We start from the raw sequence: 24027 nt of genomic DNA on the forward strand, positions 1-24027 counted from the left end.
ATCTTTTTCCTGTTGTTGAGTTGAGGGGTGTGCACGGGATCAATGACCGGGCGCGGTCTGCCGCCAGGCCTGCGAGCGGCGCAGCAAGCCACGCGAAGCCCAGGCCAGCAGCAGGGACACGCCCGCCGAGGTGAATAGAATCAGGGTCGACATCGCTGCCGCGCCGCCGACGTTGCCGGCGTCGTCCATGTTCAGTACCGCCACCGCCGCGAGGATGGTGTCGGGGCTGTAAAGGAAGATCGCCGCCGATACGGTGGTCATGGCTGAAACGAACAGGTAGCGCACGATGTCCAGCAGCGCCGGCAGGCAAATCGGCACGGTGACCCGCAGGTAATGCCGGTACAGCGGCGCCTTGAGCGACAGCGCGGCCGCTTCGAACTCGGCGTCGAGCTGGCGCAATGCGGTGGTCGCGGTCATTTGTGCGGTGGTCAAATAGTGAGCAATGGTGCAGACCACCAGCAGCGTCATGGTCCCGTAGAGTACGTGCAGCGGGTTGCCGGTGAGGTTGAAGAAGAAGACATAACCCAGGCCAAGCACCAGACCCGGCACCGCCATCGGTATGAAACTGAGCATGCGCAGTGTCAGATTCAGTCCGCGCTGGCCCTTGGTTTTTTCCATCAGGTAGGCACCGGTGAAGATCAGCACACTGCCGATCAGCGCCGTGTACAACGCCATCTTCACGCTGTTGCCGTAGGCCAGCCAGCCACCGCCCGCCGTGTCGTTGAACTGGTAGTGGTTCAAAGACAACGACAGGTTGTATGGCCAGAATTTCACCAACGACGAGAACACTGCCATGCCGAACACCATCAGCAACGCAGCGCAAATCAGCAGCACGATGGCCAGGTAACAGCCGTCACGCAGCTTCGACGGCACCGGTTTGAAGACTTGCGCCCGACCGCTCATGGAATCGCCATGACGGCGACGCAACCAGGCGTCGACGCCAAAGCTGAACAGCGCCGGCAACAGCAACACCATGCCGATCAAGGCACCGCGACCGAACTGCTGTTGACCGACCACGGCTTTGTAGGCTTCCAGCGCCAGCACTTGATAGTCGCCACCGACCACCACGGGCACGCCGAAGTCGGTAATGGTCAAAGTGAACACCAGGCAGAACGCGGCGAATACCGCCTGGCGCGTCGCTGGCCAGGTGATGCTGCGAAACGCTTTAGCCGGACCGGCGCCCATGCTGGAAGCGGCATCGAACAGTCGCGCATCCGCCAAAGACAAGGCTGACAGCAGAATCATCAAGGCGTGTGGGAAGGTGTAGATGACCTCCCCCAGCACAATGCCCCAGAAGCCGTAGATATTGTCCGAGAGCAACCCTCGCAGCATGCCCTGGTTACCAAACAGATAAACCAGCGCAATGCCCGGCAGCATCGATGGCGCCATCAGTGGCAGCAACGAGATCCCGCGCCAGATGCCTTTGCCCGGAATCAGCGTGCGTTGCAGGGCGTAGGCAAACAGGTAGGCCAGCGGTACGACAATGGCCGCAACGCTGAGGGAAACCTTGAGGCTGTTTCCCAGCAGCCAGTGGAAGTTGGCACTGGTCATCAATTCCCGCGCCGCCAGCCAGCCACCGCCCTGCCCGGCTTCGGAACTGAAGCCGCGCCAGAAGATGGCCAGCAACGGCATCAATACAGCGACGCCAAGCAACACCAGCAACAGGACTTTGCCGCCGACCACAAACAACCGATCACCGATCTCGGCACGAGAGACTGGCCGCACCTGCTTGCGCGGTAGCGGCAGCGCGATGTTCGCGCTCATCAGGTAAACACCTGCAGGCTGCGCGGTGGCAAGGCAACCATGATCTGCTGCGCACCGAGACGCGGCATGGCGTCCGGTGCCAGTTCGGCCAGCAGTGCATGGCCCGGCAGTTGATCGAGTTCGAAGCTCATGCGGCAACGGTTGCCGAGGAATGTGATTTCACGAACCTTGGCCGGGAACAGGTTTTCTTCGTGTACCACAGGGTTGACGTTGATGGCTTCGGGACGGCAGAACAAACGGCCCGAGGCGGTCTTAGCGCTGCCCTCGGCCAGGCGCAGGTTCATCCCACCGACCTGGGCGTGACTGTCGCTGCCGCTGTGGAACGGCAACCAGTTGCCCTGGCCGACGAACTCAGCAACGAATGGCGTGGCCGGGCGGTTGTAGATGTCCTGCGGCGTGGCGTACTGCTCGACCTTGCCGTTGTTCATCACGGCGATGCGGTCAGCCATCAGCATGGCCTCGTCCTGATTGTGGGTGACCATCAGGGTGGTAACGCCGAGCTCCCGTTGCAGTTGCCGAAGTTCAGTACACAGGTGCTCGCGGACACGGGCGTCGAGGGCCGACATCGGTTCATCCAGCAGCAACAACGACGGCGCCGGTGCCAAGGCCCGAGCCAGCGCGACCCGTTGCTGCTGACCACCGGACAATTGGCCCGGGTACTTTTTCTCACTGCCGCTCAGGCCGACCAATTCGAGCATCTGCCCGACACGCTGACGCACTTCATCGCGACCACTGCCGGCCAGGCCGTAGGCGATGTTCGCTTCGACAGTGAGATTGGGAAACAGCGCGTAGGACTGGAACAGAATGCCGTAGTCCCGAGCCTGTGGCGCCAGGTGGGAAACGTCGCGATCACCCAGGTACAACTCGCCGCTGTCCTGCCGTTCAAGACCGGCGATGCAACGCAACAACGTGGTTTTGCCACAACCGGACGGCCCGAGCAGACAGACCAGCTCACCGGCCGCCACGTCGAGGGACACATTATCCAGTGCGGTGAAGGCACCGAAGCGCTTGTGCACGCCGCGCACTTTCATTGGCGCGCCGGGGTTGGTCAGGGCAGTGGCGATCGAGTTGTTCATGGACGGACCTCATCTAGCAGATGAAAGCCATCCTAGGGTTGTAATGCGTCCGTCATATGGCAGTGAGGCAAAATCGGCCGATAGTGGTATTCGGGATTTTTGGTTCAAGTTTTGTGTTGTCTGATCTACCGCCATCGCTGGTAAGCATAGGCAATCGAGATCTCAGGCCGGGGACATTTCCTGCGCCACCCCAAGAAACGCCGCCGGCAACCGCGCGTTTTTGCGCTCCTTGAGGCAATACAAATACTCCGGCAGCAAGGGCGCATTCTCGATACTCAGCACCCGCAACTGAGGATCGTGGGGCACTTCCTGGCGGGCGATGAGGCTGATGCCGATGTTGCGCAGCACCGCTTCGCGGATCGACTCGCGGCTGCCGATCTCCAGCAATGGCCCGACACCCACTCCCGCGCCGGCCAGCAACTCTTCGGTCATGCGCCGGGTAGTCGAGCCCGGTTCGCGCATCAACAAGGTGTGTCCGGCCAGCGCGCTGAGCGGCACGTGGTCGTGGACCGCCAACGGATGGTTGCGATGCACCGCCAGCACCAGCGGATCGCTGCCAAGTACCCGCCGAATCAACCGCGCATCCTCCAGCAACTGCGACGACGCCGCGACATCGACCCGGTATTCCTCCAGCGCTTCGAGTACCTGCTGGGAGTTGCCGATTTCCACCGACACCTCCACCTGCGGCAAGCGCTCGCGGAAGGTCTTCACCAGATCGAGGATGTAATACGGCGCCGTGGCGGCGATGCGCAATGTGCCTTGAACCTGGCCGCTGTTACGCAGGAAAAACTCGATGTCGGCTTCCTGCTGCATCAACGCCTTGACCATCGGCAACAGGCGCGCCCCTTCTTCGCTGACGCTGAGACGGCGCCCGCCACGGTAGAACAGTTCCACCGAGTATTGGCTTTCGAGGTTGCGAATCTGGGTCGTCACCGTCGGCTGGCTCAGGCCGAGCTTTTTCGCTGCCAGGGTAATGCTGCCCAGACGGGCAACCATGTAAAACGCCTTCAGCTCGGCACTCAGCACAACCATCCCTCTTCTTCTATTTGCGCAGCAGGCGCAAACCGTTGAACACCACCAACAGGCTCACGCCCATGTCGGCAAACACTGCCATCCACATGGTAGCGAGCCCGGCGAAGGTTACCCCAAGAAAGATCGCCTTGATGACCAATGCCAGGGCAATGTTCTGTTTGAGGATGCTCGAGGTCTGCCGCGACAGACGAATGAAGGTTGGAATTTTGCGCAGATCGTCGTCCATCAGGGCGACATCGGCGGTCTCGATGGCGGTATCGGTGCCGGCGGCGGCCATGGCGAAACCAATCTGCGAACGCGCCAGCGCCGGGGCGTCATTGATACCGTCGCCGACCATTCCGACGTGGTGACCCTGTGCATAAAGCGCTTCGATGGCTTGCAGCTTGTCGGTCGGGAGCAGGTCACCCTGCGCCTGATCGATGCCGACCTGCGCGGCAATCGCCTGGGCGGTGTGGACGTTATCGCCGGTCAACATCAGGGTTTTGACGCCCAGCTCGTGCAGTTGCCGGATCGCTTCGCGGCTGGACGCCTTCACCGTGTCAGCCACTGCGAACAGCGCCAACGGGCCGGACTGGTCGAGCAACAGCACCACCGACTTGCCCTGTTTTTCCAGGGCGAACAGCTTGTCTTCCAGCGCCGGCGAACACAGGCCCAGATCTTCGACCAAGCGATGGTTGCCCAAGTGGTAGAGCTTGCCGTTGATTTCTCCGCGCACCCCGCGCCCGCCAAGGGCCTCGAAGTTATCCACAGCCAGCGGCGCCGATTGTTTATCCACAACCTCGTTGGCGATGGCCCGCGACACCGGGTGATCCGAACGACCGGCCAACGCCGCGGCAATCACCGGGGCCGATGCATCGGCTGTGGGATCGAGCGAGAGGTAATCGGTCTGCACCGGTTTGCCATGGGTGAGGGTGCCGGTCTTGTCCAGGGCCAGATAATCGAGCTTGTAGCCGCCTTCCAGATAAACGCCGCCCTTTACCAGAATGCCCTTGCGCGCCGCCGCCGCGAGGCCGCTGACGATGGTCACCGGAGTGGAGATCACCAAGGCACAGGGACAGGCGACGACCAACAACACCAGGGCGCGATAGATCCAGTCAAACCACAGTGCATTCATGAACAGCGGCGGAATCACCGCCACCGCCAGGGCCAGGATAAACACCGCCGGGGTGTAGATTTTCGAGAAGCTGTCGACGAATCGCTGGGTCGGCGCCCGCGCGCCCTGGGCTTGTTCAACGGCGTGGATGATCCGCGCCAGGGTCGAATGGTTCGCCGCGGCGGTCACGGTATATTCCAGTGAACCGGCCTGATTGATCGTGCCGGCGAACACTTTGTCGCCAACCGTTTTCTCCACCGGCAGGCTTTCACCGGTGATCGGCGCCTGATCGATGGTCGAGTTGCCCGCCAGTACCTCGCCATCCAGACCGATACGCTCGCCGGGCCGCACCCGTACCCGCGCACCAAGGTCGATGGTTTTCACGTCTTGCGCGGCCCAACTACCGTCGGCCTGCAACACCGTCGCCTGTTCCGGGGTCATCTGCATCAGGCCGCTGATGGCGTTGCGTGCGCGATCCAGGGATTTGGCTTCGATCAACTCGGCCACGGTGAACAGGAACATTACCATCGCTGCTTCCGGCCACTGCCCGATCAGGATCGCGCCCGTCACCGCGATGCTCATCAGCGCGTTGATGTTCAGGTTGAGGTTCTTCAGGGCGATCCAACCCTTTTTATAGGTGCCGAGGCCGCCACTGAGGATTGAGATCAATGCAATAACCGCGACTACCCAGTTCGGCGCGGCACTGGTGAAGTGGATCACTTCCGCCACTAGAGCACCGACGCCGGACAGCGCCAACGGCCACCAGGGCTTTTTCCCCGGTGTCGTCGCCGGTGCTTCGGCGCCCTGCTCCAGCGGCTCGGCCTGCATGCCAAGGGACTTGATGGCGTCGATGATCGGCGCGGTACTCGTCAGGTTGTGCGTGACACCCAGCACCCGATTAATCAGATTGAACTCCAGCTGCTGCACACCAGTCAGTTTTCCTAACTTGTTCTGAATCAGCGTTTGCTCGGTGGGGCAGTCCATCGCTTCGATGCGGAAACTGCTCAGCCGCGCATCGGCACTGGGCGCCTCGCTCAACTGGATCAGCGCGGGCGCTGCGACTTTCGACGAACAGCAAGTATCACCATGGCCACCATGTACATGAGCCTTCACGGGTTTGAATGTGCTGCAGCAAGCATCTTCGGGTTTGTGGGTGTGCAGGGAATCGCTCATGGGTTTCGTCCATAAAAGTGCCTGTTGCCAAGTAAAGACCCTGTAGCCACTATAGGGTCAAGCACCCTTTTTGGAGATCGTCGTCATGAAGATCGGAGAGCTGGCGAAACTCACGGATTGTGCGGTTGAAACAATCCGCTATTACGAACGCGAAAACCTGCTGCCGGAACCGGCACGCAGCGACGGCAACTATCGTGTCTACACCCAGGCCCACGCCGAGCGCCTGACCTTCATCCGCAACTGCCGCACCCTCGACATGACCCTCGAAGAAATCCGCAGCCTGCTGGCCTTTCGTGACAGCCCGCAGGACCAGTGCGAAAGCGTCAACGCGCTGATCGACGAGCACATCCACCACGTCAAGGCGCGGATCGATGGGTTGCTGGCGCTCCAGACACAATTGCTCGACCTGCGCCAACGCTGCGGCGAAGGGCCGGATATCGATCAATGCGGGATTTTGCAGCGGCTGGAAGTGAGTGGCGGGGTCGTTGCGACCGAGGTGGAGCATTCCCATGTGGGCCGCAGCCACGGCCATTAGGAACACCACTTAACCCTGTGGGAGCGGGCAAGCCCGCTCCCACAGGGTTGTCTTTAGACCGCCATCGGCGCCGTCATCGGCGCATGGTGCTCGTAGCCTTCCAGCGAAAAATCGCCCGGCTCGACCAATTCCAGCCACTCCGGCTGATACACACCTGTCTTGGCAAACTCCGGCACGCGGTCGGAGATTTTCAGTTTCGGCATCGGGAACGGCTCGCGCTTGAGCTGTTCGTTGAGCATGTCCAGGTGGTTTTCGTAGACGTGGGCGTCGCCGATGAAATAGGTGAACCAGCGCGGCGTGTAGCCGGTCAGGCGACCGATCAGGCTCAACAGCGCGGCGCCTTCGGTGAGGTTGAACGGCGTGCCCAGGCCCAGGTCGTTGGAGCGGATGTAGAGCGTTAAAGAGATCTCTTTGGTCTCGACATTCGGGTGGAACTGGTACAGCAAGTGGCACGGCGGCAGGGCCATTTCATCGAGTTGGGCGACGTTCCAGCCGTGGAACAGGATGCGGCGGCTGCCCGGGTCCTTGATGATGGTGTCGACGCACTGGCGCACCTGATCGATGGCCTTGTACAGCACCACGTAGGCCTGGCCGTCTTCCTCACCTTCGGCGATCTGACGGTAGCCTTGCTTCAGGGTCTGCTCGATGGCGGCCGGGTTGCTGACCGGGATCTGCTTGTACGCCGGCCATTTGCGCCATTGCACGCCGTAGATTTCGCCGAGGTCGTCTTCGCCCTGACGGAACGGGTTGGCCAGCCACTGGGCGTTTTCGTTGGCGTTCTGGTCCCAGACCTTGCAGCCCAGCGCACGGAACTCGGCGGCGTTGTTCACGCCACGCAGAAAACCGCACATCTCGCCGATGGCCGATTTGAAGGCCATCTTACGCGTGGTGATCGCCGGGAAACCTTCCTGCAGGTCATAACGCAGCATCGCACCGGGAAAGCTGATGGTGTTTACGCCGGTGCGGTTAGCCTGTTTGGTGCCGTTCTTGATGACGTGGGCGACCAGTTCGAGATATTGCTTCATGAGTTACCTGTGTCCTTGAACCCGCAGCCGTCGCTGCGGGGTTCGAATTTATACGGCTGCCGCTGGAGTGGCCGGAGCGCGGTGATACGCCAGCCAGATCAGGAACAGACCACCGACGATCATCGGCACGCACAAGACCTGACCCATGGTCAGCCAGTTCCAGGCCAGATAGCCCAGTTGCGCGTCCGGCACGCGGACGAATTCGACGATGAAACGGAAAATGCCATAGAACAGCGCGAACATGCCCGATACCGCCATGGTTGGCCGCGGTTTGCGCGAGAACAGCCACAGGATCAGGAACAGCGCCACGCCTTCCAGCGCAAACTGATACAGCTGCGACGGATGACGCGGCAACTGCGCCGGGTCGCTGAACGGCGGGAAAATCATCGCCCACGGCACGTCGGTCGCCTTGCCCCACAGCTCTGCATTGATGAAGTTACCGATGCGCCCGGCACCCAGACCGATCGGCACCATCGGTGCAACGAAGTCCATCAGTTGGAAGAACGACTTGTTGTTCTTCTTGCCGAACCACAGCGCCGCCAGCATCACGCCGATGAAGCCGCCGTGGAACGACATGCCGCCCTTCCACACTTCAAATATCAGCGTCGGGTTGGCCAGGTAGGCATGCAGATCGTAGAACAGCACATAACCCAGGCGCCCGCCGACAATCACCCCCATCGACATCCAGAACACCATGTCGGAGAGTTTCTCCTTGGTCCAGGTCGGGTCGAAGCGGTTCAACCGGCGTGACGCCAGCCACCAGGCGCCGCCGATGCCGATCAGGTACATCAACCCGTACCAGTGAATTTTCAGTGGACCAATGGCCAGGGCCACCGGGTCGATCTGCGGGTAAGGCAGCATTGCGACTCCTTATTAGCGTTCAAATCTTCAAATTCCCGGGCGACGCTGTCACCTCAGGATTAAGCCAGGATTGCGCTGCGCGTCAGAGCAGATGCTTCAGACTAGAAAGTTCAGACCAACGCAGAACAGCAAAGCGGCAAACAGTCTTTTCAGCAACTTTGGCGACAGATTGTGCGCCAGTCGCGCACCGAAGCGGGCAAAGACCATGCTGGTCAGGGCAATGCCCAGCACGGCCGGCAAATAAACAAAACCGAGACTATGGGCCGGCAACAGAGGATCGTGCCAGCCCAGAATCATGAAACTTAATGCACTTGCCAACGCGATCGGCAGGCCGCACGCCGAGGAGGTTGCCACCGCCTGCTGCATCGGTACGCTGCGCCAGGTCAGGAACGGCACGGTCAGCGAACCACCGCCAATCCCGAAAATCGCCGAGCCCCAACCGATCACGCTACCGGCCACGGTCAGCCCGGCTTTACCCGGCACGGTTCGACTGGCCTTGGGCTTGATGTCCAGCGCCAGCTGCGCGGCGATCACCAGGGCGAACACACCGATGATTTTTTGCAGGTTGGGTCCGGAGATCGCTTCGGCGGTCAGGGCGCCGAATCCGGCACCGATCAGAATGCCGACGGTCATCCACACGAAGATCGGCCAGCGCACGGCGCCACGACGATGGTGTTCGCGCACGGCGTTGACCGAGGTAAAGATGATCGTCGCCAGTGATGTACCGACCGCGAGGTGCGTCAGGATCGACGGATCGAAACCTTGCGCCTTGAAACTGAACACCAGCACCGGGACGATAATGATCCCGCCACCGACCCCGAACAGCCCGGCCAGCACGCCTGCGCAGGCGCCTAGCGCCAGATAGAGCAGAAATTCCATGGTGCATCCCCAAAACCGGAGCGGCATGGTAACGGATGCATGGCCTCAGGCTCCACTGGATGGCGATGGATACCCGCACCCTGACTGCGTAGAGTGGGTAAAAAAACACACAAGGACCACCTTATGTGCCTGATTGTTTTCGCCTGGCGACCGGGTCATGCCCAGCCGTTGATCGTGGCGGCCAACCGCGACGAGTTCTATGCCCGCCCCAGCCTGCCGCTGGCGCCATGGCCCGAAGCACCGCAGGTGTTCGCCGGCCGCGACCTGGAGGCAGGGGGCACCTGGCTCGGTGTCGGCGCCAACGGGCGGTTTGCCGCACTGACGAACATCCGCGATCCCCATCGACCACCAGGGCGCAAGTCCCGGGGTGAACTGGTGGCACGCTTCCTCACTGGCGAAATGCCGATCGATGATTATCTAGCCGATGTTGTCGCACGTTCACCGGAATACGGCGGATTTAACCTGCTGGTTGGCAATCCCCATGGGCTCTGGCACTTCAATGCCCGGGAATCGGAAGCAGTGATGCTGCCTCCCGGGGTTTATGGGCTGTCGAACGCCGGGCTGGATACGCCATGGCCGAAACTGCTCAAGGCCAAGGCTGCATTGAACGAAGTCCTGAACGATCCGCAACCTCAGGCGCTGCTGGCATTGCTCAGCGATGCCCAGCAAGCACCGTTTGCCGATCTGCCGGACACGGGAGTGGGGTTGGCCACCGAGACGCTGCTGTCGAGCGTGTTCATTGCCAGCCAGAGTTATGGGACTCGGGCGAGTACGGCGTTGATTGTACGGGCGGACGGCTCGCGGCATCTGGTCGAAAGGAGTTTCGGGCCGTATGGCGGGCATCTTGGGGAAGTGGAGATTCTGCTTTAGACGGCGCCCGAGCTGACGCCATCGCGGGCAAGTCGAATAGTCGCACCGCCGCTCCCACAGTGATCTCTGGTGTGAATGTTATCTATGTCACACCACAAACCTTGTGGGAGCGGCGGTGCGACTTGCCCGCGATGGGGGCGCAGCAGATCTAGTGGGGTTTGATCGCCGCCGGATTGATCATCCGCGCCAACCCGAGGTTCTTCAGCGCCAGTTGCAGCGAGCTGTGGATCACTTGCGGGTTGTCGATGGTCATCAGCTCAGCCAGTAATTCCCTGGCCTTGCTCAAGTTGATCTGGCGCAACATCCACTTCACTTTCGGCAAGTTGGTGGCGTTCATCGACAAGCTGTCGAAACCCATCGCCATCAACAGCACGGCCGCCGCCGGATCACCGGCCATCTCGCCGCAGATGCTCACCGGCTTGCCTTCGGCATGGGCGTCACGCACCACGGTTTGCAGGGCTTGCAGCACCGCCGGGTGCAGGTAGTCGTAGAGATCGGCCACCCGCGGGTTGTTTCGGTCCACGGCCAGCAGATACTGGGTCAGGTCGTTGGAGCCGACCGACAGGAAGTCCACCTGCCGCGCCAGTTCCTTGGTCTGATACACCGCCGCCGGAATCTCGATCATCACGCCAATCGGCGGCATCGGCACGTCGCAGCCTTCGTCGCGCACTTCACCCCAGGCCCGGTGGATCAGGTGCAGGGCTTCTTCCAGCTCATGGGTGCCGGAGATCATCGGCAGCAGAATCCGCAGGTTGTTCAGGCCTTCACTGGCCTTGAGCATGGCGCGGGTCTGCACCAGAAAGATTTCCGGGTGGTCCAGGGTCACGCGTATGCCGCGCCAGCCGAGGAACGGGTTGTCTTCCTTGATCGGGAAGTACGACAGCGACTTGTCGCCGCCGATGTCCAGGGTACGCATGGTCACCGGTTGCGGGTGGAACGCGGCGAGTTGCTCGCGGTAGATCGCCAGCTGTTCCTTTTCACTCGGGAAACGCTGGTTGATCATGAACGGCACTTCGGTACGGTACAGGCCGACACCTTCGGCGCCGCGCTTCTGTGCCCGCGCCACGTCCGCCAGCAGGCCGGTGTTGACCCACAACGGCATGCGATGCCCATCGACCGTGATGCAGGGCAGATCGCGCAGCGCATCGAGCCCCAGGGCCAGTTGTTTTTCTTCCTCGACGATTTCGGCGAACTGCTTGCGCAGCACATCGCTCGGGTTGGTATAGACCTCGCCGTGGTAGCCGTCGACGATCATCTGGATGCCGTCGACCTTGGAGTACGGCAGGTCGACCAGGCCCATCACCGTCGGGATGCCCATGGCCCGTGCCAGGATCGCCACGTGGGAGTTGCCGGAACCGAGTACCGAAACCAGACCGGCCAGCTTGCCTTCCGGGACCTCGCCGAGCATCGCCGGCGTCAGCTCTTCGCTGACCAGAATGGTGTTGTCGGGGTAGACCAGGGTTTGCTGACGCTCTTCCTGCAAATAAGCGAGCAGGCGACGTCCCAGGTCCTTGACGTCCGACGCACGCTCACGCAGGTAGGCGTCGTCCATCAGCTCGAAACGGTTGACGTGATCGGTGACCACCTGGCGCAAGGCGCCCTGGGCCCACTGCCCGGTCTTGATCACGGTGGTCACTTCATTGCCCAGCGCCGCGTCGTCGAGCATCATCAGGTAAACGTCGAACAGGGCCCGCTCTTCGGGGCGCAACTGCGTGGCGAGCTTGGCGGACAAGGTGCGCATGTCGGCGCGCACGCCTTCGATAGCAGTCTTGAACAGCCCCAGCTCAGCCTCGATGTCGATAATGGTCTTGTCGGGCACCACGTCCAGGTCGGCTGGTGGCAGCATGACGACCGCAGTACCGACCGCCGCACCTGGCGAACCCGGTACGCCGACGAACTTGGCTTCCTGAATACCCTTGCCCTGACGGCCCAGGCCACGAATCGAACCGGTGGCCTCGGCGTGGGCGATAACGCCGGCGAGCTGTGCGCTCATGGTCACGAGGAAGGCTTCTTCACCTTCATCGAACTGGCGGCGTTCTTTCTGCTGAATGACCAACACGCCGACGACGCGACGGTGGTGGATGATCGGCGCCCCAAGGAACGAGGCGTAGCGCTCTTCGCCGGTTTCGGCAAAGTAGCGGTAGCGCGGGTGATCCGCGGCGTTTTCGAGGTTCAGGGGTTCTTCACGCGTGCCGACCAGACCGACCAGACCTTCATTGGGGGCCATGCTGACCTTGCCGATCGAACGCTTGTTCAAGCCCTCGGTGGCCATCAGCACGAAACGGTTGGTCTCGGGATCGAGCAGGTAGACCGAGCAGACCTGGCTGCCCATGGCCTCTTTGACGCGCAACACAATAATCCCCAACGCCGCCTTGAGATCCTTGGCGGAGTTAACTTCCTGGACGATCTTGCGCAGCGTATTGAGCATGGCTCGGGGTCGAACTCCGTCGTCAGTCGCGCGCTAAAAGGCGCGGGGCAAGCTCTTTGAGAGCGCGGCGATACACCTCGCGCTTGAATGTCACCACCTGGCCCAACGGATACCAATAGCTGACCCAGCGCCAGCCATCGAATTCCGGTTTACCGGTCAAATCCATCCGCACCCGCTGCTCGTTGGAGATCAGGCGCAGGAGAAACCATTTCTGCTTCTGGCCGATGCACAGCGGTTGGCTGTGGGTCCTGACCAGACGTTGCGGCAAACGATAGCGCAACCAGCCCCGGGTGCAGGCGAGTATTTCAACATCTTCGCGCTCCAGGCCCACTTCTTCGTTCAACTCGCGGTACAAGGCGTCTTCCGGCGTCTCCTGGGGGTTGATCCCGCCTTGAGGAAACTGCCAGGCATCTTGATTGATACGGCGAGCCCATAGCACCTGGCCGGCATCATTCGTAAGAATGATCCCGACATTAGGACGGAAACCATCGGGGTCGATCACGGCAACAACCTCGCAAACGCATGTCGTCGCATTGTTCCACAAAGGTTGTGAGGGCAGCAACGCGCCGGACTACGTTATGTGCACTCTTGTGAAAAGTCCGTATTCTGGACGCCTTTCTACAGACTTTTCAGCGAGTAACTGCAATGCGGCTGGCTTTATTCGACTTGGACAACACGCTTTTGGGCGGCGACAGCGACCACGCTTGGGGCGATTACCTTTGTGAGCGCGGCTTCCTCGACGCCGTCGCCTACAAGGCACGCAACGACGAGTTCTATCAGGACTACCTGGCTGGCAAACTGGATAACGATGCCTACCTGAACTTCTGCCTGGAAGTGCTTGGCCGTACCGAAATGGCCACGCTGGACCAATGGCACAGCGAGTTCATGCGCGATTGCATCGACCAACTCATGTTGCCCAAAGCCTTCGAACTGCTGGCCCAACACCGCGATGCTGGCGACAAACTGGTCATCATCACGGCGACCAACCGCTTCGTTACAGGTCCCATTGCCGAGCGCCTGGGCGTCGACACCCTGATCGCCACTGAATGCGAAATGATCGATGGCCGCTACACCGGGCGCAGCACCGATGTGCCGTGCTTCCGTGAAGGCAAGGTGACGCGGTTGAATCGCTGGCTGGAAGAGACAGGGCACAACCTGGAAGACAGTTACTTCTACAGCGACTCGATGAATGACTTGCCGCTGCTGGAACAGGTGACGAATCCGATTGCGGTCGATCCGGATCCCAATTTGCGCGCCGAAGCAGATAAGCGTGGCTGGCCGGTGATCACACTGCGCGACTGACATCACCTTACTGTAGGAGCGAGCTTGCTCGCGATGGTCGTTAACGATTATGCGGGGCGCCTGATGCCCCGCAGCGATCTTGAGTTTTTCGCGAGCAAGCTCGCTCCTACACGGGTTTAGCCCCCATCAACCCGGCAATGGCGATAAAGCAGGCAAAACTGAACAACGCCAGGGCAAAGGTGAATTTGCCCACGCCCCCCGGCGTCTTGCGCACTTTGTTCAGTCGCACCAGCAACCAGAACCACGCCAGCGCCCCCACGGTGTAAAGCACGCTCGACGCCAGCAGCCAGGTCTGCCCCAACGGCCAGCCCACCAGGTGCACCATCCACCAGCCGGTAAACGGCATGCTCAGCAGCGCCAGCCCCATCAACAGCCAGATGAACACGCGCGGCCGTTGCAGAGTGCGGCTTGCCGCCGTTGCATCGCCATTACGCCGGGTCCGCCAGACCCAGATCCCCAGACCCAGCGCACACAGCAGCACCACCACCGTCGCCACCATGTGCGCCGCTTTCAGGGCCGTTAACGTTTCCATGGTTCGATTTCCTTATGCCGTGCCCATCAGCGTAGCCGTTCAGCCAAGAAACAGCTGATAGGCCGGGTTGTCGCTTTCATCCCAGTACGGGTAGCCGATTTCTTCCAGCGCCGCCGGCACCAGGTGGCGTTCATCGTGAGGCACTTGCAGGCCCGCGACCACGCGGCCATCCGCCGCACCATGATTGCGGTAGTGGAACATCGAGATGTTCCAGCGCCCACCCAACTTGTTGAGGAAGTTGAACAGCGCTCCCGGACGCTCCGGGAATTCGAAACGCAAGATCACTTCATCCACCACATGCGCCGCGCGACCGCCGACCATGTGACGGATGTGCAACTTGGCCAGTTCGTTGTCGGTCAGGTCGACCACCGGGAAGCCCTGCTCGCCGAGGCTGGCGATCAATGCGCTGCGCGGGTCGGTGTCGGGGTGCGTCTGCACCCCAACGAAGATGTGCGCCTCGCTGCCGGTGTTGTAGCGGTAGTTGAATTCAGTGATCTGGCGCTTGCCGATGGCTTCGCAGAACGCCTTGAAGCTGCCCGGTTTTTCGGGGATGGTCACGGCGATGATGGCTTCGCGGCCCTCGCCCAGTTCGGCGCGCTCGGCCACGTGGCGCAGGCGATCGAAGTTGACGTTGGCGCCGGAGTCGATGGCCACCAACGTGTGCCCGGTGATGCCATGCTGCTCGACATACTTTTTGATCCCGGCCACGCCCAGGGCGCCGGCAGGTTCGGTGATCGAGCGGGTATCGTCGTAGATGTCTTTGATCGCCGCACAGATTTCGTCGGTGCTGACTGTGATGACTTCATCCACATGATCTTTGCAGATATCAAACGTGTGTTGGCCGATCTGGGCCACCGCCACGCCATCGGCAAAGATGCCCACGGTCGGCAGCACCACGCGCTCGCCAGCGGCCATGGCTGCTTGCAGGCAGTTGGAATCGTCCGGCTCGACGCCAATGATCTTGATGTCCGGACGCAGGTATTTGACGTACGCCGCGATGCCGGCAATCAAGCCGCCGCCGCCCACCGGAACGAAAATCGCGTCCAGGCGCCCCGGATGCTGACGCAGGATCTCCATGGCCACCGTGCCCTGCCCGGCAATGGTGTGGGGATCGTCATAGGGGTGAATGTAGACGTAGCCTTTTTCGTCGACCAGTTTCAGCGAGTAGGCCAGGGCTTCGGGGAACGAATCACCGTGCAGCACCACTTTGCCACCGCGCGAACGCACGCCTTCGACCTTGATCTCGGGGGTGGTCTTGGGCATGACGATGGTCGCCTTCACGCCCAATACCTTCGCCGCCAGGGCCAGGCCTTGCGCATGGTTGCCGGCTGAAGCCGTAACCACGCCACGGGCGCGCTCTTCATCGCTCAATTGGGTCAGCTTGTTGTAAGCGCCACGAATCTTGAACGAGAACACCGGCTGCAAGTCTTCACGTTTGAGCCAAATCTCGTTGCCCAGCCGCTCGGAGAGCTGACGGGCAGTCTGCAATGGGGTTTCTACGGCAACGTCATAAACGCGCGAGGTGAGGATCTTTTTGACGTACTGTTCAAGCATCGGAAAGCATCACTGAGCGGGTTGGGCAGGACCACGGAGTCTAACCCGGCTTTTGGGCGGGCGACCACACGAATCAAGAGGTTTTAGCTCGACTTGGAGCTATAATGCCGGCCTTTCCGTCTTACCTTGCCCGCTTCCGGAGCCCGCATGACCCAGGATCAACTCAAACAGGCAGTGGCTCAGGCCGCCGTCGACTTCATCCTTCCGAAACTCGACGACAAGAGCATCGTCGGGGTCGGCACCGGCTCCACCGCCAACTGCTTCATCGATGCCCTGGCGCAACACAAGGGTGCCTTCGATGGCGCGGTTGCCAGTTCCGAGGCCACCGCTGCCCGCCTCAAGGGCCATGGCATTCCGGTGTACGAACTCAACACGGTCAGTGACCTGGAGTTCTACGTCGATGGCGCCGATGAAAGCGACGAGCACCTGAACCTGATCAAGGGCGGTGGCGCAGCCCTGACCCGCGAGAAAATTGTCGCCGCCGTGGCCAAGACCTTCATTTGCATCGCCGACGCCAGCAAACTGGTTCCGGTACTCGGCGCGTTCCCGCTGCCTGTGGAAGTGATCCCGATGGCCCGCAGCCACGTGGCCCGCCAACTGGTGAAACTCGGCGGCGACCCGGTCTACCGTGAAGGCGTACTGACCGACAACGGCAACATCATCCTCGATGTGTTCAACCTGCAGATCACCAATCCAGTAGAACTGGAGACGCAGATCAATGCGATCGTGGGCGTGGTCACCAACGGCCTGTTCGCGGCCCGTCCGGCGGATCTGCTGCTGCTGGGAACCAGTGAAGGTGTGAAAACCCTGCGCGCCAAGTAAGCCAGGCACGCCGAAAAACCTGTGGGAGCGAGCCTGCTCGCGAATGGGTCCTGTCAGTCGATAGAGATGTTGGCTGGCAGATCGCTTTCGCGAGCAGGCTCGCTCCCACAGTTGTTTTTGGGTGTTTGTCAGGGTTGTGTTGGCTTCTTGAAGACGTAGAACAGATTCGGCTCACTCACCAGGTACATCGTGCCGTCGTCATCCATGGCGATTCCTTCCGCTTGCGGCACGGTCTTCTGCAGCCCCTGACGCCCTTTGCTCAACGACATGGTACTCAGCGGTCGCCCGTCCACATCCAGCTCCAGAATCAGCCGCGACTCGTCGGACAGCGCCATCAAGTGACCACTGCGTTCGTCATATTGCAGGCTCGACAGATCGCGCACGAACATCCCGGCGTCCCGCTTGGGATTGTTCACGACGTGTACCGCGTAGGATTTTTCCGGATTGAAATGCGGAAAACCGTGCACTTCGTAAATCAGCATCGGGTCGCGCTCCTTGGCGACAAACAGGCGCTTGCCCACCGAATCGTAAGCCAGACCTTCAAAACCTTTGTTGCCAGCCATGTGCACGCCGAGGGTCATCTGTTCGGCATCGGCGGAATCGAGAAAAGTGGTGTCCGGCTCCAGATGAATCTTGATCAGCCGCTGTTCGCGCTCATCGGTAATTACGTAGGTATCGGCACTGATGAACTCCACCGCTTCCGGATCGCCAAAACCGACCAGCGCGATGCGGCGCACAATCCTGCCATCAAGGGAAAGCTCGATCAGCTCGGCGTTCTTGTTGGTGACGGTAAACAGGCTTTTGCGTACCGGGTCGTAGGTAAGCGCTGAAACATCGTCGTCCAACCCTTCAATGACCTGCCCCTCCACCACCACCCGGTATTGGTCCAGGCCGATGGATTGAGTACTCATCGGTTGCCAGAGCGTCTGCAGGTTGAACCAGGCACGCTCGAATAGACGCAGGTGCTGGCCGAACGCGATCAACAGGATCAACGCGATCATCGACACGATGAAAATCAGCGGTTTGGGGCGGGCAAATCGGCGCATTGGGGGCAGGCTCGGAATCAAAACAGGCGGATGGAATATCACGACAGTCTGAATTGAAGCTTAATGGCCACTTGCCAATTCCTACAACCAAGCGCCAAAAGTCCTACAAGTTCGGTTCAGCGCTGTTTTTCGAAACGATAGAACAGGTTCGGCTCGCTCACGATGTAGAGCGTCCCGGCTTCGTCCAGAGCCACACCTTCGGCACGGGGAATGGTCTTTTTCAGGCCATTGAAACCTCGCAGCAGGGTCATGAAACTGACTTGCTCACCCTTCTCGTCCAACTCCAGCAGCAAGTGGGAATCGGCGGACAGGACCAGTGTGTGGCCGGTTCGAGGGTCGATCGCCAGGGCTGACAGATTGCGCAAGTCCAGCTCGTTACTGGCGAGCTTCTGTTTATCGCCAATCAGCTTCTGACCGTCACTCTTCCAGGTAAACAGCGCTGGCGGACGCTCTTCGCCCAGCAACACTTGTTGATTGCGCGAATCCCAGGCAATGGCTTCGAACGCCTTGTTCTGGTTTTTCGAAGTCCCCAGGTCGTACTTCGGGAAGTTGGCAACGTTCAGCTCACGGGTATCGGCATCGACCTTGACCACAGTGAGCAAGTGATCGCGCTCATCGACAATCGCCAGCAGACCGTTACCCAACACGGTTACCCCTTCAGGGTTGCTCCAGCCCACCAGAGGAATCTTGCGCAGCACATCACCCTGCAAGGACAGTTCGACCAGGAACGGTTTATTGCCCATCACCGAATACAAGGTTTTGCTCTGAGGATCGTAGGCCAGGTCAGAGGCTTCATCCTCTTCCATGCCCGGCAGCGGCTTGGCATCGATCACCACCTGATAGTCCGGCAGCCAGACACTCTCCTGGCGCTCAGTGGTGCTTTGGAAACTCTCTTGCAGCCAAAGTGCGCCACGGTCATCCCAATGCATGGCAAACGCGAGTCCGTAGGCGGCAGCGACCACCAACAAAAGCCAGACATACCAACGCAGGGCAAAGCGCGAGCGGCGAGCAGTTTCAAGCGAAGGTAGCGGTTGGGTGGCCATCGGCGAATGCATCCAGAAATTCAGGCTATGGGTAATAGCACAATTGGGATCGGCTCAGACGCCGAAAGCCCTGGAATTATCCAGATGGGATGTGAAAAAAACGGGAAATGGCGGGAAAGCCCTTTTGGGAGCAATCGCACGCCCTAATGTAGGAGCGAGCTCTGCTCGCGATGGTCGTCAACGATAACGCTGGAAACCTGACACCCCGCGTCGTTCTCAGGTCCATCGCGAGCAAGCTCGCTCCTACAATGGGTTTGCGTTGTCTTAGCGGACGCTGCTGGTGAAACTGCTGGCGCCTGGAAGCTCCAGGACAATTTCATCACCAACATTCAGCGGGCCGACGCCAACTGGCGTACCAGTGAGAATCACATCGCCGGCCTGCAGCGAGAAGCAGCCGGCCATGTGCTGGATCATCGGCACAATGGGGTTGAGCATGGCGCTGCTGTTGCCATCCTGGCGAACTTCGCCGTTGATGGTCAGGCGGATGCCGATGTCGGCCAGGTCGGCGAATGTGCTGCCGGACACGAACGGGGCAATCACCGCTGCACCGTCGAAGGACTTGGCGATTTCCCAGGGCAGGCCCTTGGATTTCAGTTCGGCCTGCTTGTCGCGCAGGGTCAGATCCAAAGCCGGGGCGAAACCGGAGATGGCGTCGAGTACTTCCTCACGACTCGGCCGGGTCGACAATGGTTTGCCGATCAGCACCGCGATTTCCGCTTCGTAATGCACCGAACCACGCTCGGTCGGAATGCTGAAACCGCCTTCCAGCGGCACGACGCAACTGCCCGGCTTGATGAACAGCAACGGCTCGGTAGGCACCGGATTGTCCAGCTCCTTGGCGTGTTCGGCGTAGTTACGGCCGATGCACACCACTTTCCCCAGCGGGAAGTGAATACGCGTGCCGTCGACATACTGGTGCTGATAGCTCATGGACCGACTCCTGGTTCGTAGCTCTTAAAAGTCAAACAGCGAAAATCTTGCCCGGGTTCATGATGCCATTCGGATCGAACACGGCTTTGACGGCTTTCATGTACTCGATCTCAACCGGGGAACGGCTGTAGGTCAAGTAATCCCGCTTGGTCATGCCCACGCCGTGTTCGGCGGAGATCGAGCCGTTGTACTTCTCGACGGTTTCAAATACCCACTTGTTGACGGTGGCGCACTTGGCGAAGAACTCGTCCTTGCTCAGGTTATCCGGCTTGAGGATGTTCAAGTGCAGGTTGCCGTCGCCGATGTGGCCGAACCAGACGATTTCGAAGTCCGGGTAGTGTTCGCCGACAATCGCGTCGATTTCCTTGAGAAACGCCGGCACTTTCGACACGGTGACCGAGATGTCGTTTTTGTACGGCGTCCAGTGGGAGATGGTCTCGGAGATGTATTCGCGCAGCTTCCACAGGTTCTGCAACTGGGTTTCGCTCTGGCTCATCACGCCATCCAGCACCCAGCCTTGCTCTACGCAGTGTTCGAAAGTTTCGAGGGCGTGATTGGCCACGTCTTCGGTGGTCGCTTCGAATTCCAGCAGCGCGTAGAACGGGCAATCGGTTTCGAACGGTGCCGGCACGTCGCCCCGCGCCAGGACCTTGGCCAAGGCTTTGTCGGAGAAAAATTCGAAGGCGGTCAGGTCGAGTTTGCTCTGGAACGCGTGCAGCACCGGCATGATCGAGTCGAAATCGGCAGTACCCAGAACCATCGCGGTGAGGTTCTTCGGGGCGCGATCCAGACGCATGGTTGCTTCAACCACAAAGCCGAGAGTGCCTTCGGCGCCAATGAACAGCTGACGCATGTCGTAGCCGGTGGCGTTCTTGATCAGGTCGCGGTTCAGTTCCAGCACGTCGCCCTTTCCGGTGACCACTTTCATGCCGGCAACCCAGTTGCGGGTCATGCCGTAGCGAATGACCTTGATCCCGCCGGCATTGGTGCCGATATTGCCACCAATCTGGCTCGATCCTGCCGAAGCGAAGTCCACCGGGTAGTACAGGCCCTTTTCCTCGGCCACGTTCTGCAAATGCTCGGTGACCACGCCTGGCTGACAAACGGCAGTGCGGTCAGTCAGGTTCACGTCGAGGATCTGATTCATGTAGTCGAAGGACACGACCACTTCACCATTGGCTGCCACTGCGGCGGCCGATAGCCCGGTGCGACCGCCCGACGGCACCAGCGCTACCTTGTGTTTATTGGCCCACAGGACAATGGCCTGGACCTGTTCGGTGGTCTTCGGGAACACAATGGCGGTCGGAGCCGGGGCGAAATGCTTGGTCCAATCCTTACCGTAAGCATTCAGGGAGTCGGCATCGGTCAGCACCTTGCCAGGCTCAACCAAGGTCTTCAGCTCATCAATCAGGGCAGGATTGGTCATCGACAGAACTCTCGAACAATTCATGGTCATCCTGAGAACGCTTCACGTCGCAGGAATGAGTGTTTAGCGGGGCGCATATGCTAGCATACCGACCCCGCAGCATAGTGCCCAAAGGCTGTACTGCGGCGACGGCTGTCACGCCGTCCGGGTCAGCGTCTGCTGGCTATCTCCTGCCATTTTTCTCCGGGATACAGGTTTACGCAGATGAGCAAGACTTCTCTCGATAAGAGCAAGATCAAGTTCCTTCTTCTCGAAGGCGTCCACCAATCGGCTGTCGACGTCCTCAAGGCGGCGGGCTACACCAGCATCGAGTACCTCACAGGTTCTCTGCCGGAAGCCCAGCTCAAGGAAAAGATCGCTGATGCTCACTTCATCGGCATTCGTTCGCGCACTCAACTGACCGAAGAGATCTTCGATCACGCGAAGAAGCTGGTGGCTGTCGGTTGTTTCTGCATCGGTACCAACCAGGTCGACCTGGACGCGGCACGCGAGCGCGGTATCGCCGTGTTCAACGCCCCGTACTCCAACACCCGCTCCGTTGCCGAGCTGGTGCTGGCCGAAGCGATCCTGTTGTTGCGCGGCATCCCTGAGAAGAACGCTTCCTGCCACCGTGGCGGCTGGATCAAGAGCGCGGCCAATTCCTTCGAAATCCGTGGCAAGAAGCTGGGCATCGTCGGTTACGGCTCGATCGGCACTCAACTGTCGGTCCTGGCTGAAGGCCTGGGCATGCAGGTTTACTTCTACGACACCGTGACCAAGCTGCCACTGGGTAACGCCACCCAGGTCGGCAACCTGCACGAACTGCTCGGCATGTCCGACATCGTGACCCTGCACGTTCCGGAAACCGCTGCCACCCAGTGGATGATCGGCGAGAAGGAGATCCGCGCCATCAAGAAGGGCGGCATCCTGATCAACGCCGCGCGCGGCACCGTGGTCGAGCTGGACCATCTGGCGGCTGCCATCAAGGACAAACACCTGATCGGCGCGGCCATCGACGTATTCCCGGTGGAGCCACGCTCCAACGACGAAGAATTCGAAAGCCCGCTGCGTGGCCTGGACAACGTGATCCTGACCCCGCACATCGGTGGTTCCACCGCCGAGGCGCAAGCCAACATTGGTCTGGAAGTGGCCGAGAAACTGGTCAAGTACAGCGACAACGGTACTTCGGTATCGTCCGTGAACTTCCCGGAAGTGGCCCTGCCGGCTCACCCTGGCAAGCACCGTCTGCTGCACATCCACGAGAACATCCCGGGTGTGATGAGCGAAATCAACAAGGTCTTCGCCGAAAACAGCATCAACATCTCCGGTCAGTTCCTGCAGACCAACGAGAAAGTCGGCTACGTGGTGATCGACGTAGACGCCGAGTACTCGGACCTGGCGCAACAGAAGTTGCAACACGTCAACGGCACCATCCGTAGTCGCGTACTGTTCTAAGAGCGGCAAGCGGTAAGTAAAAAGGGAGCCCCTCGCCGGGGCTCCCTTTTTTTATTTAACGTTGACCGTGATTTTCTCGGAAACAATCGGAGGATCGAACACGGTGTGATTTTTGTCGCCCAGTATCAGTTGTAGCGTGTGCTTGCCCGGTGTCAGTGTGACTTCAGCCTGGGTTTGTGCCTTGCCGAAGTGCACGTGACTGGCATCGGCCGGGATCGTCTGCCCGGCGGCAGGCAACTCGTCAACGTCGATCAGCAAATGATGATGCCCGGTGTTCTTGGTAACATCCCCCGCCGGCGCCAGCGCAATATTCTCGACAGCGAATTTGACCATGAAGGTCTGCGGAACCGTGCCGCCGTCCTTGGGAGAAACAATGGACACTTCAGCACCCTTGGGTGCCGGTGTAGCCGCACTGGCCAATACCGAAACACCCATCAGCAGGCCAGCCAAAGCAGCACGTGACATAAAGGTTTTCATTCTCTTCTCCAGTTTTTCCGTAAAATTCGCGTGACCATCACAACTTCATGGTCAATCGTTGTCGAAGGCACTCGACAACCATAGCAAAGCGAGCCTGAACCAGAGCATCGCAAATAATGAATTCAAGGAGTGACCATGCGCTTTCTGCCTGGCCTGATCTGCCTGCTACCCCTTCTGAGCCCTTTGGCTCATGCCGAACTGATTGACGACGTCAACGACCGCGGCGAATTGCGCATTGCCCTTGAGGCGAATACCCCACCGTTCAATTTCAAGGAAGACGGCAATCTTGCAGGCTTCGAAGTCGAATTGGGTCAGATGCTGGCCAACGAACTGGATGTGCGCGCCGACTTTGTCATCACTGACGCCACCGATCTGTTGACCGGTGTCGAAAGCGGCAAATACGACATCGCCATCAATCACATTGCAGAGACCCCGGCGCTTCAGGATCGTTTCGACTTCAGCGAACCTTACATTCGTACCGATGCGCAATTGATCGCGCAGAAAGACGAAGAGCCGCGTTCAATTCTGCTGGTGCAGTCGCTGACGGAAGAAAAACCGAAAACCGCCACGGCGGTGAACCTGGCGATTCCGTTTCAGAAGGGTAACCCGGCGTTTCATGTCAGCCTGGAAAACGCGTTGCAGCGGATCAAGGCGGATGGGCGGCTTGAGGCGCTGGAGAAGAAGTGGTTTGGGGTGGATTCGGGTTTGGCACCAAAACCCTGAAG

22 protein-coding genes are annotated in these 24027 nt (G+C 60.1%); 6 read left to right on the plus strand and 16 right to left on the minus strand.

The genetic code is table 11. The features are described from left to right. Positions 1-39: 39 nt before the first annotated feature. From FFS64_RS23935 to FFS64_RS23950, 4 genes are all read right to left on the minus strand, one after another. Positions 40-1764 (minus strand): putative 2-aminoethylphosphonate ABC transporter permease subunit, encoded by a 1725-nt coding sequence (locus FFS64_RS23935; RefSeq protein ID WP_137807390.1) that lies wholly within the window; start codon positions 1762-1764, stop codon positions 40-42. Beyond that, positions 1764-2840 (minus strand): putative 2-aminoethylphosphonate ABC transporter ATP-binding protein, encoded by a 1077-nt coding sequence (locus FFS64_RS23940; RefSeq protein ID WP_137807391.1) that lies wholly within the window; start codon positions 2838-2840, stop codon positions 1764-1766. Before FFS64_RS23940 ends, FFS64_RS23935 begins: the two co-directional genes overlap by 1 nt. 162 nt (positions 2841-3002) lie before the next feature. Continuing rightward, positions 3003-3866: a LysR family transcriptional regulator gene (locus FFS64_RS23945; RefSeq protein ID WP_137807441.1), complete on the minus strand. Its 864-nt coding sequence runs from the start codon at positions 3864-3866 to the stop codon at positions 3003-3005. Between the two features lie 16 nt (positions 3867-3882). Beyond that, the gene (locus FFS64_RS23950; protein WP_137807392.1) at positions 3883-6138 is read right to left on the minus strand and encodes a heavy metal translocating P-type ATPase; all 2256 of its coding nucleotides are present in this window, start codon (positions 6136-6138) and stop codon (positions 3883-3885) included. Between the two features lie 85 nt (positions 6139-6223). On the opposite strand from FFS64_RS23950, the gene cadR reads away from it, so the two are divergent. Then, on the plus strand, positions 6224-6673 hold the full coding sequence (gene cadR, locus FFS64_RS23955; RefSeq protein WP_137807393.1) for a Cd(II)/Pb(II)-responsive transcriptional regulator: 450 nt from the start codon (positions 6224-6226) through the stop codon (positions 6671-6673). A gap of 53 nt (positions 6674-6726) precedes the next feature. Here cadR and FFS64_RS23960 read toward each other — a convergent pair whose 3' ends face one another. The 3 genes from FFS64_RS23960 to FFS64_RS23970 all read right to left on the minus strand — a co-directional run bounded on the left by FFS64_RS23960 (position 6727) and on the right by FFS64_RS23970 (position 9438). After that, complete coding sequence (locus tag FFS64_RS23960; protein ID WP_137807394.1) at positions 6727-7698, minus strand: thymidylate synthase; 972 nt, start codon at positions 7696-7698, stop codon at positions 6727-6729. Positions 7699-7746: 48 nt separating this feature from the next. After that, positions 7747-8559: a prolipoprotein diacylglyceryl transferase gene (gene lgt / locus FFS64_RS23965; protein WP_095196328.1), complete on the minus strand. Its 813-nt coding sequence runs from the start codon at positions 8557-8559 to the stop codon at positions 7747-7749. A 96-nt stretch (positions 8560-8655) separates the two neighbouring features. Continuing rightward, entirely contained in the window at positions 8656-9438 is a 783-nt protein-coding gene (locus tag FFS64_RS23970) for a sulfite exporter TauE/SafE family protein (protein ID WP_137807395.1), read from the minus strand. A 123-nt stretch (positions 9439-9561) separates the two neighbouring features. Between FFS64_RS23970 and FFS64_RS23975 the strand changes: the two genes are divergently transcribed. Then, the gene (locus FFS64_RS23975; RefSeq protein ID WP_137807396.1) at positions 9562-10308 is read left to right on the plus strand and encodes an NRDE family protein; all 747 of its coding nucleotides are present in this window, start codon (positions 9562-9564) and stop codon (positions 10306-10308) included. A gap of 148 nt (positions 10309-10456) precedes the next feature. Here the strand turns inward: FFS64_RS23975 and ptsP are convergent, their stop codons facing one another. After that, on the minus strand, positions 10457-12736 hold the full coding sequence (ptsP, locus tag FFS64_RS23980) for a phosphoenolpyruvate--protein phosphotransferase (RefSeq protein ID WP_137807397.1): 2280 nt from the start codon (positions 12734-12736) through the stop codon (positions 10457-10459). A 22-nt stretch (positions 12737-12758) separates the two neighbouring features. After that, entirely contained in the window at positions 12759-13238 is a 480-nt protein-coding gene (locus FFS64_RS23985) for an RNA pyrophosphohydrolase (protein ID WP_007897732.1), read from the minus strand. A gap of 143 nt (positions 13239-13381) precedes the next feature. Here FFS64_RS23985 and FFS64_RS23990 point away from each other — a divergent pair, with 143 nt between their 5' ends. Then, positions 13382-14038, plus strand: coding sequence for an HAD family phosphatase (locus tag FFS64_RS23990; RefSeq protein ID WP_137807398.1), 657 nt, complete (start codon positions 13382-13384; stop codon positions 14036-14038). A 106-nt stretch (positions 14039-14144) separates the two neighbouring features. On the opposite strand, the gene FFS64_RS23995 is transcribed toward FFS64_RS23990, so the two are convergent. Both FFS64_RS23995 and ilvA read right to left on the minus strand, forming a co-directional pair. Continuing rightward, entirely contained in the window at positions 14145-14570 is a 426-nt protein-coding gene (locus FFS64_RS23995; RefSeq protein WP_137807399.1) for a DUF2269 domain-containing protein, read from the minus strand. Positions 14571-14609: 39 nt separating this feature from the next. Continuing rightward, positions 14610-16124, minus strand: a complete 1515-nt coding sequence (ilvA, locus tag FFS64_RS24000) for a threonine ammonia-lyase, biosynthetic (RefSeq protein WP_137807400.1) — start codon at positions 16122-16124, stop codon at positions 14610-14612. Positions 16125-16271: 147 nt separating this feature from the next. Between ilvA and rpiA the strand changes: the two genes are divergently transcribed. Then, positions 16272-16946, plus strand: coding sequence for a ribose-5-phosphate isomerase RpiA (gene rpiA / locus FFS64_RS24005; RefSeq protein WP_137807401.1), 675 nt, complete (start codon positions 16272-16274; stop codon positions 16944-16946). A 128-nt stretch (positions 16947-17074) separates the two neighbouring features. Here the strand turns inward: rpiA and FFS64_RS24015 are convergent, their stop codons facing one another. The 4 genes from FFS64_RS24015 to FFS64_RS24030 form a co-directional block, all read right to left on the minus strand. Continuing rightward, positions 17075-17992 carry an SdiA-regulated domain-containing protein gene (locus FFS64_RS24015; protein ID WP_137807403.1) on the minus strand — a complete coding sequence of 306 codons (918 nt, stop codon included), beginning with the start codon at positions 17990-17992 and terminating at the stop codon, positions 17075-17077. 116 nt (positions 17993-18108) lie between these two features. Next, entirely contained in the window at positions 18109-19035 is a 927-nt protein-coding gene (locus FFS64_RS24020) for an SdiA-regulated domain-containing protein (protein ID WP_137807404.1), read from the minus strand. A 264-nt stretch (positions 19036-19299) separates the two neighbouring features. Continuing rightward, positions 19300-19965, minus strand: coding sequence for a fumarylacetoacetate hydrolase family protein (locus FFS64_RS24025; protein ID WP_137807405.1), 666 nt, complete (start codon positions 19963-19965; stop codon positions 19300-19302). 31 nt (positions 19966-19996) lie between these two features. Beyond that, on the minus strand, positions 19997-21391 hold the full coding sequence (locus FFS64_RS24030) for an FAD-binding oxidoreductase (protein ID WP_137807406.1): 1395 nt from the start codon (positions 21389-21391) through the stop codon (positions 19997-19999). A 204-nt stretch (positions 21392-21595) separates the two neighbouring features. Between FFS64_RS24030 and serA the strand changes: the two genes are divergently transcribed. Continuing rightward, the gene (gene serA, locus FFS64_RS24035) at positions 21596-22825 is read left to right on the plus strand and encodes a phosphoglycerate dehydrogenase (protein WP_137807407.1); all 1230 of its coding nucleotides are present in this window, start codon (positions 21596-21598) and stop codon (positions 22823-22825) included. A gap of 51 nt (positions 22826-22876) precedes the next feature. Here serA and FFS64_RS24040 read toward each other — a convergent pair whose 3' ends face one another. Next, positions 22877-23302: a DUF4399 domain-containing protein gene (locus FFS64_RS24040; RefSeq protein ID WP_137807408.1), complete on the minus strand. Its 426-nt coding sequence runs from the start codon at positions 23300-23302 to the stop codon at positions 22877-22879. A 135-nt stretch (positions 23303-23437) separates the two neighbouring features. Between FFS64_RS24040 and FFS64_RS24045 the strand changes: the two genes are divergently transcribed. Beyond that, positions 23438-24025: a transporter substrate-binding domain-containing protein gene (locus FFS64_RS24045; RefSeq protein WP_137807409.1), complete on the plus strand. Its 588-nt coding sequence runs from the start codon at positions 23438-23440 to the stop codon at positions 24023-24025. Positions 24026-24027: the final 2 nt, after the last annotated feature.

The organism is Pseudomonas sp. G(2018) (genome assembly GCF_005502415.1).
Taxonomy (GTDB): domain Bacteria; phylum Pseudomonadota; class Gammaproteobacteria; order Pseudomonadales; family Pseudomonadaceae; genus Aquipseudomonas.

Coding starts and splice junctions, on each gene's coding strand:
- FFS64_RS23990 (WP_137807398.1), top strand. CDS start 13,382: ATGCGGCTGGCTTTATTCGACTTGGACAACACGCTTTTGGGCGGCGAC.
- FFS64_RS24045 (WP_137807409.1), top strand. CDS start 23,438: ATGCGCTTTCTGCCTGGCCTGATCTGCCTGCTACCCCTTCTGAGCCCT.
- FFS64_RS24030 (WP_137807406.1), bottom strand. CDS start 21,391: ATGACCAATCCTGCCCTGATTGATGAGCTGAAGACCTTGGTTGAGCCT.
- FFS64_RS24025 (WP_137807405.1), bottom strand. CDS start 19,965: ATGAGCTATCAGCACCAGTATGTCGACGGCACGCGTATTCACTTCCCG.
- FFS64_RS24040 (WP_137807408.1), bottom strand. CDS start 23,302: ATGAAAACCTTTATGTCACGTGCTGCTTTGGCTGGCCTGCTGATGGGT.
- FFS64_RS23995 (WP_137807399.1), bottom strand. CDS start 14,570: ATGGAAACGTTAACGGCCCTGAAAGCGGCGCACATGGTGGCGACGGTG.
- lgt (WP_095196328.1), bottom strand. CDS start 8,559: ATGCTGCCTTACCCGCAGATCGACCCGGTGGCCCTGGCCATTGGTCCA.
- FFS64_RS23950 (WP_137807392.1), bottom strand. CDS start 6,138: ATGAGCGATTCCCTGCACACCCACAAACCCGAAGATGCTTGCTGCAGC.
- rpiA (WP_137807401.1), top strand. CDS start 16,272: ATGACCCAGGATCAACTCAAACAGGCAGTGGCTCAGGCCGCCGTCGAC.
- FFS64_RS23940 (WP_137807391.1), bottom strand. CDS start 2,840: ATGAACAACTCGATCGCCACTGCCCTGACCAACCCCGGCGCGCCAATG.
- FFS64_RS23970 (WP_137807395.1), bottom strand. CDS start 9,438: ATGGAATTTCTGCTCTATCTGGCGCTAGGCGCCTGCGCAGGCGTGCTG.
- cadR (WP_137807393.1), top strand. CDS start 6,224: ATGAAGATCGGAGAGCTGGCGAAACTCACGGATTGTGCGGTTGAAACA.
- ilvA (WP_137807400.1), bottom strand. CDS start 16,124: ATGCTTGAACAGTACGTCAAAAAGATCCTCACCTCGCGCGTTTATGAC.
- FFS64_RS24015 (WP_137807403.1), bottom strand. CDS start 17,992: ATGCGCCGATTTGCCCGCCCCAAACCGCTGATTTTCATCGTGTCGATG.
- ptsP (WP_137807397.1), bottom strand. CDS start 12,736: ATGCTCAATACGCTGCGCAAGATCGTCCAGGAAGTTAACTCCGCCAAG.
- FFS64_RS23935 (WP_137807390.1), bottom strand. CDS start 1,764: ATGAGCGCGAACATCGCGCTGCCGCTACCGCGCAAGCAGGTGCGGCCA.
- FFS64_RS23960 (WP_137807394.1), bottom strand. CDS start 7,698: ATGAAGCAATATCTCGAACTGGTCGCCCACGTCATCAAGAACGGCACC.
- FFS64_RS24020 (WP_137807404.1), bottom strand. CDS start 19,035: ATGGCCACCCAACCGCTACCTTCGCTTGAAACTGCTCGCCGCTCGCGC.
- serA (WP_137807407.1), top strand. CDS start 21,596: ATGAGCAAGACTTCTCTCGATAAGAGCAAGATCAAGTTCCTTCTTCTC.
- FFS64_RS23975 (WP_137807396.1), top strand. CDS start 9,562: ATGTGCCTGATTGTTTTCGCCTGGCGACCGGGTCATGCCCAGCCGTTG.